This is a genomic window from Streptomyces sp. NPDC090045 (assembly GCF_044747975.1).
Lineage (GTDB): Bacteria > Actinomycetota > Actinomycetes > Streptomycetales > Streptomycetaceae > Streptomyces.
Window position 1 is genome coordinate 84,634 of the sequence record NZ_JBIVFA010000015.1, and the last position, 16,918, is coordinate 101,551.

A 16,918-nucleotide genomic window follows, 5' to 3' on the forward strand; every position below is an offset into this window, starting at 1 on the left:
TCCGGCACCCGAGGCAGGCGGTCAGCGCAGGTCGAGCCGCATCAGGACGCGGGGATGGCCGGCCAGCACCGAGGTCGTGTCGGCGGCGTGGGTGAAGCCGGCCCGTTCGAAGTTCTTCCGGATCCCGGCGTACGCCATCGTCAGGTCGACCTTGGCGTCACCGTTGTCGAGGGGGTACGCCTCGACGGCCGGCGCGCCGTGGGTACGGGCGAACTCGACCGCGCCGGCGATGAGGGCGTGCGAGATGCCCTGCTTCCGGTGGCCGGGACGGACCCGGATGCACCACAGTGACCAGACGGGCAGGTCGTCGACCTGCGGGATCTTGCGGCTGCGCGCAAAGGAGGTGTCCGAGCGCGGCGCCACCGCGGCCCAGCCGACGGGCTCGTCGCCGTCGTAGGCGATCACTCCCGGAGGGGGTTGCTCACCGCAGAGCCGGGCGACGAGCTCGCCCCGGGCCGGTCCGCGCAGCTCGTTGTTCAGCTTGGACGGGATCCGGTAGCTCAGGCACCAGCAGACGTTGGCCCCGGCCGACTTCGGGCCGAGCAGGGCGCGGACGTTCGCGAAGTCCGAAGCCGGGCGTACCTCGATGGTCATGACACCACCATGACACGGTGCACGGCGCTCACATCGGGAGCGAGCGCAGGTGGACCGGGCCGTCGGGCCAGTGCGCATCGGCCCGCAGCGGGGTCGTCATGGTCCGCAGCGGCATCGTCACGGTCCCGCCCGGCTGTTCGACGCGGACGTCCTGGTCGAGCGTGCGCCAGCCGAGCCGTTGGTAGAGGGGGACGAGGGACGGCCGGCAGAAGAGCAGGGCGTGCCGAAGTCCCGTGGTCCGGGCGTGGTCCAGAGCGGCCGTCAGGACCGTCCGGGCCAGTCCACGTCCTCGTACGTCCGGCGCGACGGCCACTCCGCCGACGCCCATCACCTCGGTGTCCACTGCGCCGATCGACAGGGGCAGTCTCAGCAGACCGGCGTGGGCCACGAGGCGGTCGCCCTCCAGGACACCGAAGTGGTCCTCCTTGGGGAGCCAGGTGAGGCCGGCGTCGGCGACGCCGAAGGGGTCCGGGCCGTCGCCGAGGATCCGGTTCTGCTCGGTCTTCGTGTAGTGCGCGAGGCGCACCGCGGTCGGATGGGGTAAGGCGGCGTGATCGGTCATATGGCCATGATCGCCTTTCCGGCCCTCACCCGGCCAGGCCGCGGTCGGGAGTGTGGTGATGATCATCCGGAGCCTCGCGCGGCTTGCGGGACGTCGGCACCTGTCCCATAGTCCGAGGTATGGACGCGCGCGAGGCGGCGCTCCGACGGGCTCATGACCATGCCGTCCGCTGGCTGGCGAGCCTGTCCGACCGCCGGGTTCCCGCACGCGCTTCGGTCGACGAGATCGTGCGCGCGCTCGGCGTCGAACTGCCCGAGGGTCCCAGCGCCCCCGCCGACGTCGTCGATCTGCTGGCCACCGCCTGTGAGCCGGGGCTGACCGCCTTCCCGAGCGGCCGTTTCTACGGGTTCGTGATCGGCGGCACCGAACCCGCGGCGCTGGCCACGGACTGGCTGGTCAGCGCCTGGGACCAGAACTGCGTGATGCGCGCCGTCTCGCCCGCGTACACCGCGGCGGAGGACATCGCCGGTGCGTGGCTGCTCGGTCTGCTCGGTCTGCCCGGTGACAGCTCGGTCGGCTTCACCACGGGTGCCACGATGGCGAACTTCACGTGCCTCGCCGCCGGGCGGGACGCGGTGCTGCGGGACACCGGCTGGAACATCGCCCGCGACGGGCTCGTGGGTGGGCCGCCCGTACGCGTCCTCGCCGGCGAGGGCCGTCACATGTCCGTGGACCTGGCGCTGCGCTACCTGGGGCTGGGCAGGCCCCGGCTGGTGGAGGCGGACGACCAGGGGCGCATCGGGCCGGAGGCCCTGCGGCGCACCCTGGCGGAGGGCGGCCGGGGGCCTACGATCGTGGTCCTCCAGGCCGGAGACATCCATTCCGGCGCCTTCGATCCCTTCGCCGAGACGATCCGCGCCGCGCGCGAGGCGGGCGCGTGGGTGCACGTCGACGGCGCCTTCGGGCTGTGGGCGGCCGCCTCCCCCCGCCACGCACACCTGACGGCGGGCTGCGCGGACGCCGACTCCTGGGCGACGGACGCCCACAAGACCCTGAACGTCCCCTACGACTGCGGACTCGCCATCGTGCGCGATCCGCTCGCGATGCGGGCCGCGATGGGAGAGCAAGGGGACTACCTCATCCAGCACGAACACGGCGATCCCACCGACAAGGTCCCCGAACTCTCCCGGCGCGGCCGGGCCTTCACCGTGTGGGCCGTGCTCAGGTCCCTCGGCCGGTCGGGGGTGGCCGATCTCGTCGACCGGCTGTGCCGTCACGCGTCCGAGTTCGCCGCGGGCATCGCCGCGATCGACGGCGCGACGGTCCTCAACGACGTGGTGTTCACGCAGGTCTGCGCCGAGTTCGGCGACGACGCGCGCACGGACCGGGTGCTCGCCCGGCTGCTCGACGACGGCACGGCGTGGATCAGCGGCTCCACTTGGCACGGCCGGCGCGTCATGCGGATCTCGGTGAGCAACTGGTCGACGACCGACGAGGATGTGACGCGGGCGCTCGACGCGATCCGGCGCGCGTCCGCCGGCGCCTGATCCGCGGGCCACCGTGCCGCAGCCCCGGCCACGGGCCACCCCTCCCGCACGCGGATGCGGGCGCGCGTCTAGCATCTCCTCGCTCGTACGAAGACCTGGAAGACCCTCCGGGACCGCGGTTCCGGCGGTCGGACAGAGAAGAGACGCGACACCGTGATTCCGGTACGTTCCCCGCGCCGTGACCTGATCCTGGGCGTGACCATCACCTTCGGCTGCGTGTCCGGACTCGGCCTGCTGGCCGGGTCGTTCTACATGCTCTTCTACGGCTCGGAGGGCGCATGCCAGGAGCCCGGCGCACGGGAGCGGCTGGCGCGGGTCTCCGCCGCGGTGCCGGCTGCCGCGGCCGGGACGGCCCCCGTGGCGGAGCGGACCGGTGCCGAGTGCATGGACGACAGCGGGGAACCCTGGATGACCGCGAACAGCGTGTACACCCACGGCGGAGACGTCGGGCCGCTGATCACCCACTACTGGGACACCGCGGCGGCGGACGGATGGAAGCCGGTCGGCACGCGCGCGAAGGCCGCGGACCGGTTCCGGACCGTCTCCGGCATGTGCTTCCGCAAGGACGTGGCGGGCGAGCCGGCCCTGCTCCGGGTGGGGTCCGCAGGGCCCGGGGAAGTCCTCGTGGCCGTGGAGTCCGCCCTGGACGGCTCCTCGATGGACTGCTGAACCCCCGCCCCCGGGGAGGATCTTGCGCCGGCGATCAGCCCCGGAAGGACTCGGGGCGGACCGGGGAGGCTGCGGCGAGGGCCTTGGTGACCCCGTCGACGCCTTCCCGGAGTCCGTAGACGGGGGTTTCGGGCTGCTGGCGCCAGGAGTCGTCGATGCCGCCCGCGTCCACGGTGTCGAAGCCGAGCTCCTCGATGAGGGCGCGGACGGCCTTCTTCCCCGCCTCGTCGTCGCCCGCGACCGGCAGTGCGATCCGGTCGGGCGCGCCCGCCGGGCGGTGCCGGTCGAGGATGTCCTGGGCGTAGGTGCCGTTGAAGGCCTTGATGACGCGGCGTCCGAGCTGCCGCTCGGTCCAGCGGCTCTCGGTCAGGCCGTCGTCCTCGACGCCGGCGATCCGGCCGTCGCGCTGCTGCGGGTAGTAGTTGCCGGTGTCGATGACGGTGAAGCCCTCGGCGGCCTCGTCGAAGAGGCCGGCGGGCAGGTCCGGCACGTTCTTGAAGGGGATGGTGACCACGACGATCTCGGCGCCGCGTGCGGCTTCCCGCACGGTGACGGGGGTGGCGCCGGTCTCCTCCGCGAGGGCTGCCAGGGTCGCGGGGCCGCGCGAGTTCGCCACGGAGACGTCGTGCCCGAGGGCGGTGAGCCGGCGGGTGAGGTTCCCGCCGATGTTGCCCGCGCCGATGATGCCGATCTTCATGAGCCCTCCTGTGCCTGCCGGGTCAGTGTCGCGCTCGTGCCAACTTCCGGCGTCGGCGCGGCATTCCGGTCCCGTGCGACTGTCCCCCGCACGAGCGACGGGATCGCGCCGCGACAGGAGGGCCGATCGGCGCGCGGGGCCGCCTGCCGCCTGCCCTGCGCACGTGCAGGCGTGACTTTTCGGCCGTTTCTCACATTCCGAGAACCGGGCGGTTCCGGGGGCGCGTCGGCCCGTTCAGCCACGCAGCACGGGGAAAGGCTCAGCCGATGTCCAAGCCCTCAGCCAAGCGGACCGCCTCCCGGCAGCCCTTCTTACGGGCGGCGGTGGTTCAGTGGATGACGCTGAAACTGCGCCAGGGCAGGCTTTCGGGGGCCGTCACGTTCGAAAGGGTGGTGGCCACGTAGATGCCGTCGGCCCGGTCGGTCTTCCTGCAGTCCTCCGTCCGGTACAGCACGACGTCGACGAGGGTGTTGTTCTCGACATGGGTGGCGCCCTTGGGGATGGCGATCCTGTGGCAGCCCGTGACCAGGGTGTTGGAGTAGCTCACCTCCACCGGCGAGTCGTGGCCGCGGAAGGTGAGCATGCCCACGGTGTTCCGACCCAGGCCCGAGCAGGCGGTGGCGGTCAGCAGGAGTGCTGCGGCCCCCGCGAGGATGCTGAAACGTCGCCTGTGGGACATGGTGCGGTCCTCGTCTGTGCGGTGGTGGCGGTCCTTGCACACAGCGTGGGCCCGGCGGGGCCCGGGTGGCTTCCGCTGCTCGGCCGACTGGATGAACGCGGCGGCGGATGGCGGCTGGGAGACACCCGCGCGGGGGACCCGGCCGGACCGGCCGGGTGCGCCGGCGACCACGGCCGCGGGGTGCCCGGGGCCGCCTCGGAGGGGTCCGGCCGATTCTTTTCGGTCCGGCGCGTAACCGCGGCCACGGTGAATCGTTTCTCTATCTGTCGCAGATACACACCCGCGTCCCCCGCGGCATCAGCGGCGCGAGGGTCCGGGGAAGTCCATCACTCCCCGGGCCCTCGGCTCCTCCCCCGGCCGGCGGGACCGGACGCCTGGTTGGGCCCGTCCGGTCACCGCCCCCGCGTTCCGTGGCACCGGAGCGGTCAGCGGCCGCGGCGGTTGTCGTAGACGGTGAGGGACAGCGCCTTCATCGCGTTCTCCGCCCGTTTGGCGTCCAGGCCCTCGTCGATGGCTTCGAGGGCGGCGGCCGCCGAGGTCTGCACGGGGTGCGGCAGGCCCTCGTAGGCGGCGATCCGGTAGGCCATCGTCCGGCGGGCCGTACGCTCGGCTTCGGTCACCCCGTCGGGGGTGAGGGGGAAGACGGCGGCCTGGTAGGTCGCGATGCACACGAGGGTCGCGTCGGAGAGGCCCTCCGCGTAGCCGTCGGCCGGAACTCCGTCCTCACGCTCGGGCTTGAGGAAGGCGAAGACCTGGCGGCGGGAGAGGTACGACCCCGCACCCGCGCCCAGGCCGGCCGCGCCGGCGCAGATCAGGGCCATCAGCCGGCCGGACAGGAGCAGACCGGCGCAGGCTCCCGCGACCGCACCGCACGTCACCAGGACGAAGGTGATCATCAGGTGGATGCGCTGGGCGGGCGGGGACTTCATGGCAGCAGTATGCACAGCGCCGGCGGGCCGACCGCCTCCCACCCCGTGCCCGTCAGACGCGGCGGTCGGCCGCGTCGAAGCGGGCCAGGGACAGGGCCCCGGCGTGCAGGGAGTCCTCCAGTGCGCGCTGCGTCGTCTCGTCCAGACCGCCCAGGGCCTCCGCGACCTCCTCGGCGGCGTCGCGGGCTATCTCGGCGGCCAGGTCTCGCGGCGGGGTACGGGGCCCCAGCTTGCTCACGGCCGACGCGGCCCGGGCCGGGGTGAGCAGGCTGGTGCCGTGCGCGAGCAGCCAGCCGGGGACGCCGGCCGCGCCGTCGGCGGGTGCCTGGTAGGGGCGCGAGCCGTCGAAGCGCTCGTCCTCGGCGAAGGCGGGCTGCTTGAACTTGGCCATGGGCCGGCCGGGCTCCCGGGTCTCTCCTGCGGGCTTGACGACCAGGCCTTCCGCGAGGTTGTCCGGCAGGGCGGGCAGGCCCAGTAGGCCGGGCAGCCGGGTGGGGAAGACCACCGGCAGTTCCTGGAGCCGGGCGATCGGGCCTTCGGCCAGCAGCGGGACGCAGACCAGGCCGGCCGCGTCCGCCGCCGCGCGCAGCGTCCGGTCGGCGACCCAGCGCGGGCCGTCCCCGTCGGCGACGGTCGCGTCGAAGGGCAGCCAGAGCAGGTCGGGGGCGTACCAGACGCCGGTCTGTACGGGTTCCGCGCCCCGGGTCGGCGGGACGTCGGGGTGGGGGTAGTGGCCGCCCGCGAGTTCGCCGTAGAGGGTGACGACCGCCGAGGACGCGGCCCCGCACTCCGTGCGCAGGGCCTGGGCGCAGCGGGTCGCCGCGACCGCGAGGGCGGGCCAGATCCGGCCGACGCCGAAGAACTCGTCCAGTCCGGCGTCCGCGAGGAGCTCGCGCCGCTTGGCCGGATGTGCGCCCGCCTCGTCGCACACGACGGCGAAGTTGGCGCCGTGGATCTTCTCGTGGGCGACCCAGTCCCGTCCGCGGGCCTCTCCCAGCCGGCGGTTGGCGGGGATCTTCGGATACGGGGCCCAGGGGCGTGGTTCGGGGTGCACCGCGCGATGGTAGCGAGCGCGACGGGTGCGGAGCACGGGTTTTCCGTGGCGGGGCCGGTCCCCGGTCCGGTGGTCCGGGGCCACGCCCGCGCGGTCGGGCCCGAAGGGATCCCCGACCGGAACGTGCGAGGTGGGCGCCTTCTAGTGTGGCCACGACAACCGGCCCGCTCGGAAAGGGAATCCAGACGTGTTCGCGGTGATCTACAGGTGGCGGCTCCGTCCGGGCATGGAGGAGCAGTTCGCCGACGGCTGGCGGCGGGTGACCGAGGCCATCCACGCGCGGTGCGGCTCGTACGGGTCGCGGCTGCACCGGGCGGACGACGGCACTTGGGTCGCGTACGCCCGCTGGCCCGACGAGGAGACGCGCGCACGCTGCTCGGCGCCCGACCCGGACGGGGTGGCCATGATGCTGGAGGCGATCGCCGAGCGTCTCCCGGAGACCCGGCTGCACATCGTCGACGATCTGCTCGCCGAACCCGGCACCGGCTGAGAGCCGGCTCGCCGCGGGAGCGGGGCGAAAGGACTCCCTCGGAGTGGACTTCGTTCCCGCGGTCGTTGCGGCGGCGCGGCCGGGCCGCGTCGACCTGCTTGCCTGGGACGCGGTCACTTCCGGTGGCCGTAACCGACTTTCAGGAGAGCGCGCCCATGGCGGCACCGCGGGAACCGGACGGCTCGAAGCTCGAAGCGTTCATGGAGAAGGCGCTCGGGGACCTGAGCGGGACGATGGCCACGGCCCTGTGCGTCCTGGGCGACCGGCTGGGCCTGTTCAAGGACCTCGCGGCCAACGGCCCCTCCGGCAGCCGCGACCTGGCGGACCGGCTGGATCTGCAGGAACGCTATGTGCGGGAGTGGCTTCGCGGTCTCACGGCCGCGGGCTACCTGGAGGAACCGCAGCCGGGCGCCTTCTCCCTCCCTCCCGAGCACGCCCCCGCGCTCGCCGCGGAGTCGGGTCCGATGTTCCTGGGCGGGGTCTACCAGATGCTCCCGGGTCTGTGGCAACCGTACGAGCGGCTCACCGAGGCGTTCCGGAGCGGCGGCGGCGTGCAACAGGCCGAGTACCCGCCCTCCTTGTGGGAAGGCATGAGCCGCTTCTCCGGCAGCTGGTTCGAGAGCGTCATGATCGACGACTGGCTGTCCACCTTCCCGCACATCGTCGGCAAACTGGAGCGCGGAAGCACGGTGGCGGACGTCGGCTGCGGCGCGGGCCGGGCCCTGATCGTCCTCGCCAAGGCCTTCCCGCGGTCGCGGTTCGTGGGCTTCGACAGCTTCCCGGGCCAGATCGAGCGGGCCCGTGCCAACGCCGAGAAGGCGGGGGTCGCCGACCGGGTGACCTTCGAGACGCTCGACGCCGGGCAGGGCCTCCCCGGCCGGTACGACCTCATCACGACGTTCGACGTCATCCACGACGCGGCGCAGCCGCAGCGACTGCTGGCCGCGATCCGGGCCGGAGTCGAGGACGACGGGGACTACCTCATGCTCGAGATCAACTCCCGGGACCGCCCCGAGGACAACGTCGGCCCCGTCGCGTCGCTGCTGTACGGATTCAGCATGTTCTACTGCATGACCACGTCCCTGGCCGGGGGCGGAAGGGCCTTCGGGACCTGCGGGCTGCCGGAGGCGACCGTACGCACGCTCTGCTCCGAAGCCGGGTTCTCCGAAGTCACCCGCTCCCCGGCCGAGGACCCGTTCAACGTCCTCTACGACATCCGGCCCTGAGGCCGTTCGCCGGCTAGTGCGCGCCGGCGGGGACTGGTGCGAGCCGGTAGGCGCCCTCGTGGGGGACGACCCGGCCGGCGGTGGGCGGCGCGAAGTGGGTGCCCAGGAGGAGGGTGTCCGTGTGGGCGAGGGAGCCGAGCAGCGTGCGGCGCGTGGCCTCGGACCGTCCGGGGTCGATGTCGACGCAGGCGCCGATGGCGGGGTGGGCGAGCTGGACGGGGTGGTGGATGCAGTCGCCGGTGATCAGAGCCGTCCGGCCCCGGCTGGTCAGCTCGACGGCGACGTGGCCGGGGGTGTGGCCGGGCGTGGGGAGCAGGCGCAGGTGCGGGGCGAGTTCGGCGCCTTCGGCGGGTACGTCGACGAGGTCGAGCAGTCCCGCTTCCTCCACCGGAATCACGGAGTCCAGGAACATCTGCCGGCGCGCCTGGTCCATGTCGTACCCGGCCCAGAACTCCCGCTCGGTGCGGGAGGTGACGTAGCGGGCATGCGGGAAGGTGGGGACCCACTCCCCGTTCGCCTCGCGCGTGTTCCAGCCGACGTGGTCGGCGTGCAGGTGGGTGAGGATCACCAGGTCGACCGATTCCGGGGGGAATCCGGCGGTGGCGAGTCGCTGGAGGTAGTCGGTGTCCAGGCGGTGCCAGGCCGGGTTGGCCCGCTCCTTGCCGTTGCCGATGCCGGTGTCCACCACGACGCGCAGCCCGTCGACGGTGAACGCGAAGCTGTGGCTGTCGAGGTGGAGGATGCCGTCCTCGTCGGCGAAGTGGGGGCGCAGCCAGTCCTGCCCGGCGACGACGGCGGGGGTGGCGTCCGGCAGCAGCCACGGTCCGGTGGCGGGCGGCAGGAGCGTCTCGTCGATGCGGTGGACGGTGACGTCGCCCACGGTCCAGGCGGGGATGGTGGTCGGGTGGGTGGCCGGCGGAGTGCTCATGACGGTTCGTTTCCTCGGTCTCGTGACGGATGGGCGGATGGAGGAAGGTCAGTCGGTCGGTTACGGAAGGTCGGCCGGGGCGCCGTGGGCTCCGCCGCGGCCGCGGCGCGACGCCGCGAGTGCCACCGGGGCCGCGACGGCGAGCAGGGCGGCGGCGACCACGTAGGCGTGGGTGGCGGTGGACAGCCCGTAGTGCCGGGTGGCGGCGCCCGCGGCGACGGCGGGCAGGCTCATGGAGAGGTAGCTGAGGACGTAGGAGGCGGCGAGGGTCGCCGCACGGTCGCGCGCGGGCAGCCCGGTGAGCGTCATGCGCAGCGCCCCTTGGGAGACGGCGCCGAAGGCGATTCCGGCCAGGGCCGCTCCGCCGTGGACGGCGGGCAGGCCGCCGCCGTGCAGAGCGCTCAGCGCCAGGGCGGCGGCGGGCAGGACCGCCAGGCTCCCACCGGTGACCGCGGTGTGCGCGGCCGTGCGCCGTAGCGTCCACACGGTGAGCGTGGCCGCCGCGGTGAGGGTGAAGAAGACCATGCCGCCGGCTGCCTGTGGGGCGGCCGGGGCCACGAGGTGCACCAGCGCCGGGCCGAGGGAGGAGTAGAAGCCGCCGAGGGCCCAGACGGCGACGACGGCGGTGCCGGCCGCCAGGAGCGCGCGCCGGGCCGGCGGCGGCACGGCGAGGCGCGGGCGCAGCGAGCGCAGGGCGCCGGCGTGCGGGTGGGCCGTCTCCGCCATGAAGGCGACCGCGACCGCCTGGGCGGTGAACAGGACCGCCGGCACCACGTACACGCCGGCCACGTGGGCCGGGGCGAAGTGCACGAGGAGGGTGGAGGCCAGGACACCGGCGGCCATGCCGGCCACCGGGGCGATGCTGTTGGTGAGGGCGGAACGCCCCGGCCGCAGCGGGTCCTCCAGATCGAGGAGGGCCGCTCCCGCGGCGCTGGTGGCCGCGCCGGTGGCCGCTCCCTGCAGGATCCGGGCGGCGATCAGCGCACCGGCGCCGTCCGCCGAGGCCAGCATCAGCATGGACAAGGCCTCCAGGGCCAGGGCTCCGGCCAGGACGGGACGTCGCCCCAGGTGGTCGGAGAGGGATCCGGTGGTGAGCAGGGCCAGCAGCAGCGCGAGGGCGTAGGCGCTGAAGACCACGGTGACGGTCAGCGCGGACAGGTCCCAGGCATGCTGGTAGGAGGGGTAGAGCGGGGTGGGTGCGCTGGATGCCGCGAGGAGGGTGGCCAGGATCGAGGCGTTCAGGGCGAAGGCCGCCGTGCGGTGGCCGGTGTTCCCGCGGACGGCCCGGTAGGGGGACGGCGCGGGTGCTCGGGGTGTGACGGCGGGCATGGGGCAGGCTCCTCGGCGCTAAACGCAATCGGTTTGCTTTAAGTCACCGTAGGACCATACTGTCGACTAACGCAAACCATTAGCTTTAGCTTGAGCTGTTCGAGGAGAGACACCGATGTCCACGGCTGACCTCACCCCACCGGAAGCGGCCTTCTGGGCCGCCCGCGCCGGGCTCCCGCTGCCGGCCGACCGCCACGCCGCGGTCGCCGCCGTCGCCCAGCACATCCACTCCGTCGTCGCGGTCCTGCGGGAGCTGGACTTCGGAGACACCCCGCCCGCCCCCGCCTACCGCGCCGAACCGGAACCGGAGAACCCCGATGCAGCCGTATGAGCTCTCCCTGACGGCGGCCGCCGACGCGGTCCGTACCCGGCAGCTGTCCCCCGTCGAGCTGGTGGACTCCGTACTGGAGCGCATCGAACGGGTCGAACCCCGCCTGCAGGCGTACGTCGGCGTCACCGCCGACCACGCCCGCAAGTCCGCGCGCGAGGCCGCACACGAGATCGCGGCCGGCCGCTACCGCGGTCCGCTGCACGGCGTCCCGATGGGCCTGAAGGACCTGATCGACGTGGCCGGCACGCCGACGTCCGCAAGCTCCCGGGTCCGCGCCGACCACCGGGCGCCGACCGACAGCACGGTCGCCGCACGCCTGACGACCGCCGGCGCGGTCCTGCTCGGCAAGACGCACACCCACGAGTTCGCGTACGGCCTGACCACCCCGCAGACGCACAACGCCCGGGACCCCGACCGGGTCGCCGGGGGGTCGAGCGGCGGATCCGCCGTCGCCGTGGCCTCGGGCTCCGCGACCTTCGCCCTGGGCACCGACACCGGCGGGTCGATCCGGGTGCCCGCCGCGCTCAACGGCGTCGTCGGCCTCAAACCGACCTACGGTCTCGTTCCCCGGCACGGCGTCACGTCCCTGTCGTGGTCGCTGGACCACGTCGGCCCGATCACCCGCACCGTCCAGGACGCAGCCCTGGTCCTGAGCGCGCTGGCCGGGCACGACCCGCGCGACCCCGCCTCGCTCGCCACGCCCGCCGTCGACCACCGGCCGGCCGGGGGCACGAGCCTCGCCGGGCTGCGGATCGGCGTGCCGCGCACCTACTACTTCGACCACGTCGACCCGGAGGTCGAAGCCGCCGTCCGTCGCGCCATCGACGACCTGCGGGCCCTCGGAGCGCGCCTCGTCGACGTCGAGATCCCGATGACCCGCTACGTCCGGGCCACCCAGTGGGGCCTGATGGTGCCCGAGGCCACCGCCTACCACGAGGCAACCCTGCGCACGGTCCCCGAGCTCTACCAGGACGACGTCCGCGTCCTCCTGGAGGCCGGAGCGCTGATGCCCGCCGTGGACTACCTGCGCGCCCAGCGCTCCCGCACCCTGATGCGGCAGGAGTGGGCCCGCATGCTGGAGCAGGTCGACGTCATTGCCGCCCCCACCGTGCCCGCGACCGCCGTGCGGGCCGGCCAGGAGACGATCACCTGGGCCGACGGCACGGTCGAGGGCGTCGCGGACGCGTACGTACGCCTCTCGTCCCCGGCCAACATCACCGGCGTACCGTCCCTGTCGGTGCCGGTCGGCCACGACGCGGCGGGCCTGCCCATCGGCATGCAGCTCCTGGGACGCCCCCTCGGCGAGGACGTGCTCTTCCGCGTCGGCCACGCGTACGAGCAGACCCGCCCCGCCCACGAGCACGGACGCCCGGGAGGTGGTCGGCGCGCTCGCTAGAAGCAATGATTTCGCGTTAAGGTGGGGGGTGTGAGCAGGCAGATGGTGCGCCCCGGAGGGCGCAGCGCCCGGGTCCAGGCAGCGGTGCACACCGCGGTGCGCGAACTCACCGCGGAGTTGGGCCGGGACGCCCTGACGGTGCCGCTGATCGCCCAGCGTGCGGGCGTGACCCCGTCGACGGTCTACCGTCGATGGGGGGACCTGCAGGAGCTGTTGTCGGACGTCGCGGTCGAGCGCCTCAGGCCCGAGACCGCGCCCCAGGACCACGGCGCCCTCGCCGACGACCTGGCGACCTGGGCCGAGCAGTTCCTCGACGAGATGTCCTCCCCCGCCGGCCGCGCCTACGTCCGCGACGCCCTGCTCGGCGACCCGGACGGCAGCAACGCCGGCCAGTGTTCCGCCTATGCCGCCGAACAGATCGGCGTCATCCTCACCCGCGCGACCGAGCGCGGGGAGCGGACACCCGACGTCGAATCGGTCATGGACCAGGTGGTCGCCCCCCTGATGTACCGCCTCCTGTTCCGCCCCCAAGGGCTCGACACCGCCTACGCGCTGAGGCTCGTGACGGAGGCTCTCGGCGCGACCGGCCCCGGCGGCGCAGCCTGACGCTCACAGGATTCCTAGCGAAGGGGCGGGGACGGTGTGCCGTCGGCCTCCAGCCCCTGCGGCCACAGGATCCTGAAGAAGCGCATCGCACTTGATCCGCGGTCGGCGGCCCGTCGGGCGAGGCGTTCTGCCTCGTCCCGGTCCCCGGCCTTCAGCCGCATCTCCGCGAGCCGGTTCAGGGCCCAGGTGTTGCCGTGGTCCGCGGATTCGGTGAAGAGGCGTTCGGCGCCGCGGGTGTCGCCGGCCTGTTCCCGCCCCACTGCCAGCCTGTACAGGGCTTCCGCGTCACCGTGGCGGGCAGCCAGTCGGGCGAGGCGTTCGGCCTCCTCGTGCTCCCCCGCCTCTTCGCGTCGCCCTGCCAGATTGGTCAGGGCGAGCCCGCTGCCGTGGTCGGCGGCCTGCAGGGCGAGGCGTTCGGCTTCGTGGCGGTCCCCGGCCTCCTCCCGTATCTCGGCCAGCCTGTACAGGGCATTGGTGTCGCCGTGGTGAGCGGCGTGCCGGGCGAGGCGTTCGGCGCTGTCATGGTCTCCCGCCCTCGCCCGCATCGCTGCCAGACAGACCAGGGCGGACGTCACACTCAGGTTGGCGGCGTTGAACACACCACGCTCGGGCTGGGCGAGGCGTTCGGCTCCGTGATGGTCCCCGGCCGCCTCCCGCATCTGTGCCAGCTCGTTCAGGGCCCAGGTGTCGCCGTGTTCGGCGGCCTGGGCGAAGAGTCGCTCGGCTCCTTGTGCGTCCGCCGCCGCCTTCCTGGTCATGGCCAGCTGGCACAGGCCTTCGGTGTCGCCGTGGTCGGCGGCCCGTCGGGCGAGGCGTTCGGCCTCGTCGTGCTCCCCGGCCTTCTCCCGCATCGCCGCCAGCGAGATCATGGCGCCGGCGTTGCCGTGGTCGGCGGCCTGCGTGTAGAGGCGCTCGGCGCCGTGCGCGTCTCCCGCCACCTCGCGCTGCAGCGCCAGTCGGTACAGGGGGTGGATGTTGCCGTCGTGGGCGGCTTCTCGGGCGAGGCGTTCGGCCTCCTCGTGCTCCCCGGCCTCCTCCCGCGTCTCGGCCAGCCGGTAGGGGGCGAACACCTCGCCGAGGTCGGCGGCTTGTCGGGCGAGGCGTTCGGCCTCGTGGCGGTCTCCGGCCTCCTCCCGTATCTCCGCCAGGAGCATCAGGGCGTAGTCGTCGCCGTCGTCACCTGCCCGTGTGAGGAGCTCTTCGGACTCGTCATGGTCACCGGCCTCTTCCCGCAGCCATGCCAGCCGGATCAGGGCCCAGGTGTCGCCGTGAGCGGCGGCGTGCCTGAAGAGCCGTTCTGCGTCCTTGTCGAACCCGGCCTCGCTCTGCACGTCGGCCAGCCGGTGCAGAGCACTGCTCTCACCCCAGAGAGCGGATTTCCGGACGAGCCGCTCGGCCCAGCGCAGGCGGTGGCGTTCGAGAGCGGCCCGGGCGAGGGTGTCGAGGTGGTGGGGGTCGGTGAGGTGGTCGGCGGCGGCTTGCCAGAACGCGGCGGGCGGGCACAGCGCGCGCCGAGCGCTCCCGGCGTGCTGTACGAGGTACGGCGCCGGCTGGTAGGAGGGCCCGCCCGGGCGCATCGCCGGTCCGCGGCCGTCAGGGGTACAGAGGGTGCTCGCCCGCAGGGGCGCATCGTCGGCGCCGGTGGGGGCGGTGGGGGCGGTGGCTTCGGCGAGTGCTTCCGCGAACCAGTCACCGGTGGCCTGTTCGCGCTCGGCCTCGCTCAGGTAGCCCTCGGCGGCCTGTGCCAGACAGGCGGCCGGCAGGTGCGGGCCCACGCCCAGACGTACGTAGTCCATCGCGGCCTCGAGCACCGCCCGCGCCGGCGCCGACACGTTCTGGAACCGTGCCAACAGGGTCGGTGCGCCGGCCAGGTACTGGGCGACCTGCCCGTTTCGCGCCTGCCCGAGGGCGTCGGCCAGCACGGTGTCGGACGCGGCCAGCCGCGTCAGGATGTCCGTGTCGGCGGGATCGAATGCGTCAGGGACGGTGACGGTCCGTCCTGCCAGCACGTCCCACGCCTCCGGGTACTCCCTGGGACGGGTGACGTACGTGCGGTGGTTGGCCGGCGAAAGGGTGCCCAGGACGAGGACCGGTGCGCGGGCGGGGTCGCGGAGCAGCGCGCCCAGGGCGGCCGAGAACCGCTCACCGGACCCGGAAGGTGCGCCGAGCCGGTGCTGTGCCTCGTACAGCCAGACAACGGTGCGGGGGCCGACCTGCTCGAGGTCGGCGAGCGCCGCCTCGACGGGCGCGGGCTCGCAGGGGTGCCACAGTCGCCACCCCTGCTCGGCCAGGGGCCGCAGGGCCTCCCAGCACGCGCGCGTCTTGCCGGTGGAGGCCTCCCCGACCAGGAACAGCCTGCCGCTCTGCCCGGCGAGCGCCGCCTCGACCAGGTCGGCCAGGGCGCGGTCGTGCGGGCGGACGACATAGCCGGGCCGGCCGGCCGGCGGCTCCCCGTCTGCACGGCTCGCCTGGTTCACGGGAGCGGGGTGCGCCTTCAGACTGAGCGGGTCGAGGTCGCCGAGGGCCACCCCCACGGCCTGCGGATTCGTCAGGGTCTCCCCTTCCTTGGACATCATGTGTTTCATTCCCTCTTGTTTCGGCGCGCCGAATCCCCGGAGATGCCTTGCCGACATGGGGGGGGCGACCGTGTGTGTCATCGTGCGGCTCTGAACATGCCGCTCGTCATCCCGAAAGGCGGATTCGTCCTCGTCACCCGTGTGTGGGTGAGGGAGGAACCGCCATGAGGAGCACCGGCAGGATGAGCCTGCTCGCAGCCGTATCGGCCGCCGTGCCCTCGCGGCAACACCCTATACGTCGCGGTCGTATGACCTGGTATCAATAAAATCGACGGATGGAACGCCAGGTGCACGTGCGGGAGATGGACGGGGCCGACATCGAGGCCGTCTCGACGATTCGCGTCCGGGGCTGGCAGGCGGCGTACGCGGGCATCGTGCCCCGGACGTACCTGGACGCGATGACGGTCGAGGACGACGCGGGCCGGCGGCGCCAGTGGTTCTCCCAGCCCCTCCGGGAGTCGGTGGACCTCGTGGCGGTCGGCGACCGCGGCCCGGTGGGCTGGGTCTGCTTCGGGCCGTGTAGCGGTGAGCTGCCGGGCGCGAGGCGGGCGGGCGAGGTGTACGCCCTGTACGTGTCGCCGGACCTGATCGGCCGGGGCATCGGCCGCGGGCTCCTCGGCGAGGCCCACACCCGTATGCAGGACCAGGGCTTCGCGACCTCGGCCCTGTGGGTTCTCCGGGACAACCAGCGGTCCCGGCGCTTCTACGAACGGGCCGGCTACGCGGCCGACGGCGCCACTCAGGACGACGTCTACGACGGGATCACGCTCTCCGAGCTCCGCTACCGGCGCGCGCTCTGATCCCGCACGTCGCCTACACGAAGCCGGGCTGTCCGGTCTCCTCGAAGCGATGGACCGAGCGTCGCAGGAGGTCGAGGAAGCCGGCGAGGTCGTGCGTGATCCGGTCGAACCCGACGTCCTCGGAAGCACCCCGGGAGCGCCACACGCCGCCGTCCGCGGCCACCGCGTACAGGGTTCCGCCGCCGTCGGAGCCGATCAGCACGGCGGGCACGGTCCCGCCGGCTTCGGGCAGAGCCGTGCGCTCCTCGAGCGCCCGGGCCCCGGAGTGCAGGAAGTAGGCGTTGCCGACGTCGCTCATGGTCACGGTGCCGATCTCGCCGTAGTACGCGGCGAGACCGGCGAAGCCGGGTGATTCCCCGGCGAGCCGCCCCGCAGCGACCCGGTCGTTCGCCTCCGGGGGGTGAATCGCGTTCTCCCCCGGCCCGTAGCCGTACTTCTCCTCGAAGCCGCGGGTCACCGCGGAGAGGCTCGCCGAGACCTCCTCGCGCCAGACGGCGAGGGAGGCGGGCGTGAGGGGGCCGGAATCGGACGAAGCGCGCATGGCCCCATCCTCACACCTGTCTCC

The 16,918-nt window shown here is 73.3% G+C and carries 18 protein-coding genes; 8 read left to right on the forward strand and 10 right to left on the reverse strand.

Translation table 11 applies throughout. The features are described 5' to 3' along the window. Nucleotides 1-21 precede the first annotated feature (21 nt). Both ACIPYQ_RS32225 and ACIPYQ_RS32230 read right to left on the reverse strand, forming a co-directional pair. Complete coding sequence (locus ACIPYQ_RS32225; RefSeq protein WP_401257589.1) at nt 22-594, reverse strand: GNAT family N-acetyltransferase; 573 nt, start codon at nt 592-594, stop codon at nt 22-24. Between the two features lie 28 nt (nt 595-622). Further along, nucleotides 623-1,156: a GNAT family N-acetyltransferase gene (locus ACIPYQ_RS32230; RefSeq protein WP_401257591.1), complete on the reverse strand. Its 534-nt coding sequence runs from the start codon at nt 1,154-1,156 to the stop codon at nt 623-625. 119 nt (nt 1,157-1,275) lie between these two features. Here ACIPYQ_RS32230 and ACIPYQ_RS32235 point away from each other — a divergent pair, with 119 nt between their 5' ends. Continuing rightward, entirely contained in the window at nt 1,276-2,643 is a 1,368-nt protein-coding gene (locus tag ACIPYQ_RS32235) for a pyridoxal phosphate-dependent decarboxylase family protein (RefSeq protein WP_401257593.1), read from the forward strand. 153 nt (nt 2,644-2,796) lie between these two features. After that, a complete protein-coding gene (locus ACIPYQ_RS32240; RefSeq protein WP_401257595.1) occupies nt 2,797-3,312 on the forward strand; it encodes a hypothetical protein in 516 nt (171 codons plus the stop codon). 34 nt (nt 3,313-3,346) lie between these two features. Here ACIPYQ_RS32240 and ACIPYQ_RS32245 read toward each other — a convergent pair whose 3' ends face one another. From ACIPYQ_RS32245 to ACIPYQ_RS32260, 4 genes are all read right to left on the reverse strand, one after another. Continuing rightward, complete coding sequence (locus ACIPYQ_RS32245; protein ID WP_401257766.1) at nt 3,347-4,126, reverse strand: NADPH-dependent F420 reductase; 780 nt, start codon at nt 4,124-4,126, stop codon at nt 3,347-3,349. 211 nt (nt 4,127-4,337) lie between these two features. Continuing rightward, entirely contained in the window at nt 4,338-4,688 is a 351-nt protein-coding gene (locus ACIPYQ_RS32250) for a hypothetical protein (RefSeq protein ID WP_361755786.1), read from the reverse strand. 425 nt (nt 4,689-5,113) lie between these two features. Then, nucleotides 5,114-5,617, reverse strand: coding sequence for a hypothetical protein (locus ACIPYQ_RS32255; RefSeq protein ID WP_401257597.1), 504 nt, complete (start codon nt 5,615-5,617; stop codon nt 5,114-5,116). 52 nt (nt 5,618-5,669) lie between these two features. Further along, nucleotides 5,670-6,671: an RNA ligase family protein gene (locus ACIPYQ_RS32260; protein ID WP_401257599.1), complete on the reverse strand. Its 1,002-nt coding sequence runs from the start codon at nt 6,669-6,671 to the stop codon at nt 5,670-5,672. A gap of 187 nt (nt 6,672-6,858) precedes the next feature. On the opposite strand from ACIPYQ_RS32260, the gene ACIPYQ_RS32265 reads away from it, so the two are divergent. Together ACIPYQ_RS32265 and ACIPYQ_RS32270 are read left to right on the forward strand one after the other, a co-directional pair. Further along, the gene (locus tag ACIPYQ_RS32265; protein ID WP_401257601.1) at nt 6,859-7,161 is read left to right on the forward strand and encodes an antibiotic biosynthesis monooxygenase family protein; all 303 of its coding nucleotides are present in this window, start codon (nt 6,859-6,861) and stop codon (nt 7,159-7,161) included. Nucleotides 7,162-7,316: 155 nt separating this feature from the next. After that, nucleotides 7,317-8,387: a class I SAM-dependent methyltransferase gene (locus ACIPYQ_RS32270; protein WP_401257603.1), complete on the forward strand. Its 1,071-nt coding sequence runs from the start codon at nt 7,317-7,319 to the stop codon at nt 8,385-8,387. A 13-nt stretch (nt 8,388-8,400) separates the two neighbouring features. Here ACIPYQ_RS32270 and ACIPYQ_RS32275 read toward each other — a convergent pair whose 3' ends face one another. After that, entirely contained in the window at nt 8,401-9,315 is a 915-nt protein-coding gene (locus ACIPYQ_RS32275; RefSeq protein WP_401257604.1) for an MBL fold metallo-hydrolase, read from the reverse strand. A 60-nt stretch (nt 9,316-9,375) separates the two neighbouring features. Continuing rightward, nucleotides 9,376-10,644, reverse strand: a complete 1,269-nt coding sequence (locus ACIPYQ_RS32280; protein ID WP_401257605.1) for an MFS transporter — start codon at nt 10,642-10,644, stop codon at nt 9,376-9,378. A 115-nt stretch (nt 10,645-10,759) separates the two neighbouring features. Here ACIPYQ_RS32280 and ACIPYQ_RS32285 point away from each other — a divergent pair, with 115 nt between their 5' ends. The 3 genes from ACIPYQ_RS32285 to ACIPYQ_RS32295 are packed head-to-tail and all read left to right on the forward strand — an operon-like array spanning nt 10,760 to nt 12,977. Next, nucleotides 10,760-10,975 carry a hypothetical protein gene (locus tag ACIPYQ_RS32285; protein WP_401257607.1) on the forward strand — a complete coding sequence of 72 codons (216 nt, stop codon included), beginning with the start codon at nt 10,760-10,762 and terminating at the stop codon, nt 10,973-10,975. Further along, entirely contained in the window at nt 10,962-12,371 is a 1,410-nt protein-coding gene (locus tag ACIPYQ_RS32290) for an amidase (protein WP_401257609.1), read from the forward strand. Before ACIPYQ_RS32285 ends, ACIPYQ_RS32290 begins: the two co-directional genes overlap by 14 nt. A 42-nt stretch (nt 12,372-12,413) precedes the next feature. Further along, complete coding sequence (locus ACIPYQ_RS32295; protein WP_401257767.1) at nt 12,414-12,977, forward strand: TetR/AcrR family transcriptional regulator; 564 nt, start codon at nt 12,414-12,416, stop codon at nt 12,975-12,977. A 14-nt stretch (nt 12,978-12,991) separates the two neighbouring features. Here the strand turns inward: ACIPYQ_RS32295 and ACIPYQ_RS32300 are convergent, their stop codons facing one another. Continuing rightward, nucleotides 12,992-15,553, reverse strand: coding sequence for a transcriptional regulator (locus ACIPYQ_RS32300; protein ID WP_401257611.1), 2,562 nt, complete (start codon nt 15,551-15,553; stop codon nt 12,992-12,994). A gap of 275 nt (nt 15,554-15,828) precedes the next feature. Between ACIPYQ_RS32300 and ACIPYQ_RS32305 the strand changes: the two genes are divergently transcribed. Beyond that, a complete protein-coding gene (locus ACIPYQ_RS32305) occupies nt 15,829-16,353 on the forward strand; it encodes a GNAT family N-acetyltransferase (protein ID WP_401257613.1) in 525 nt (174 codons plus the stop codon). A gap of 13 nt (nt 16,354-16,366) precedes the next feature. Here ACIPYQ_RS32305 and ACIPYQ_RS32310 read toward each other — a convergent pair whose 3' ends face one another. Then, a complete protein-coding gene (locus ACIPYQ_RS32310; protein ID WP_401257615.1) occupies nt 16,367-16,894 on the reverse strand; it encodes a hypothetical protein in 528 nt (175 codons plus the stop codon). Nucleotides 16,895-16,918 lie beyond the last annotated feature (24 nt).

Bases quoted from the DNA above. Each gene is read 5' to 3' on its own strand.
- ACIPYQ_RS32295 (WP_401257767.1), top strand. From the start codon at position 12,414: ATGGTGCGCCCCGGAGGGCGCAGCGCCCGGGTCCAGGCAGCGGTGCAC.
- ACIPYQ_RS32225 (WP_401257589.1), bottom strand. From the start codon at position 594: ATGACCATCGAGGTACGCCCGGCTTCGGACTTCGCGAACGTCCGCGCC.
- ACIPYQ_RS32280 (WP_401257605.1), bottom strand. From the start codon at position 10,644: ATGCCCGCCGTCACACCCCGAGCACCCGCGCCGTCCCCCTACCGGGCC.
- ACIPYQ_RS32300 (WP_401257611.1), bottom strand. From the start codon at position 15,553: ATGATGTCCAAGGAAGGGGAGACCCTGACGAATCCGCAGGCCGTGGGG.
- ACIPYQ_RS32285 (WP_401257607.1), top strand. From the start codon at position 10,760: ATGTCCACGGCTGACCTCACCCCACCGGAAGCGGCCTTCTGGGCCGCC.
- ACIPYQ_RS32290 (WP_401257609.1), top strand. From the start codon at position 10,962: ATGCAGCCGTATGAGCTCTCCCTGACGGCGGCCGCCGACGCGGTCCGT.
- ACIPYQ_RS32310 (WP_401257615.1), bottom strand. From the start codon at position 16,894: ATGCGCGCTTCGTCCGATTCCGGCCCCCTCACGCCCGCCTCCCTCGCC.
- ACIPYQ_RS32270 (WP_401257603.1), top strand. From the start codon at position 7,317: ATGGCGGCACCGCGGGAACCGGACGGCTCGAAGCTCGAAGCGTTCATG.
- ACIPYQ_RS32275 (WP_401257604.1), bottom strand. From the start codon at position 9,315: ATGAGCACTCCGCCGGCCACCCACCCGACCACCATCCCCGCCTGGACC.
- ACIPYQ_RS32235 (WP_401257593.1), top strand. From the start codon at position 1,276: ATGGACGCGCGCGAGGCGGCGCTCCGACGGGCTCATGACCATGCCGTC.
- ACIPYQ_RS32255 (WP_401257597.1), bottom strand. From the start codon at position 5,617: ATGAAGTCCCCGCCCGCCCAGCGCATCCACCTGATGATCACCTTCGTC.
- ACIPYQ_RS32305 (WP_401257613.1), top strand. From the start codon at position 15,829: ATGGAACGCCAGGTGCACGTGCGGGAGATGGACGGGGCCGACATCGAG.
- ACIPYQ_RS32230 (WP_401257591.1), bottom strand. From the start codon at position 1,156: ATGACCGATCACGCCGCCTTACCCCATCCGACCGCGGTGCGCCTCGCG.
- ACIPYQ_RS32250 (WP_361755786.1), bottom strand. From the start codon at position 4,688: ATGTCCCACAGGCGACGTTTCAGCATCCTCGCGGGGGCCGCAGCACTC.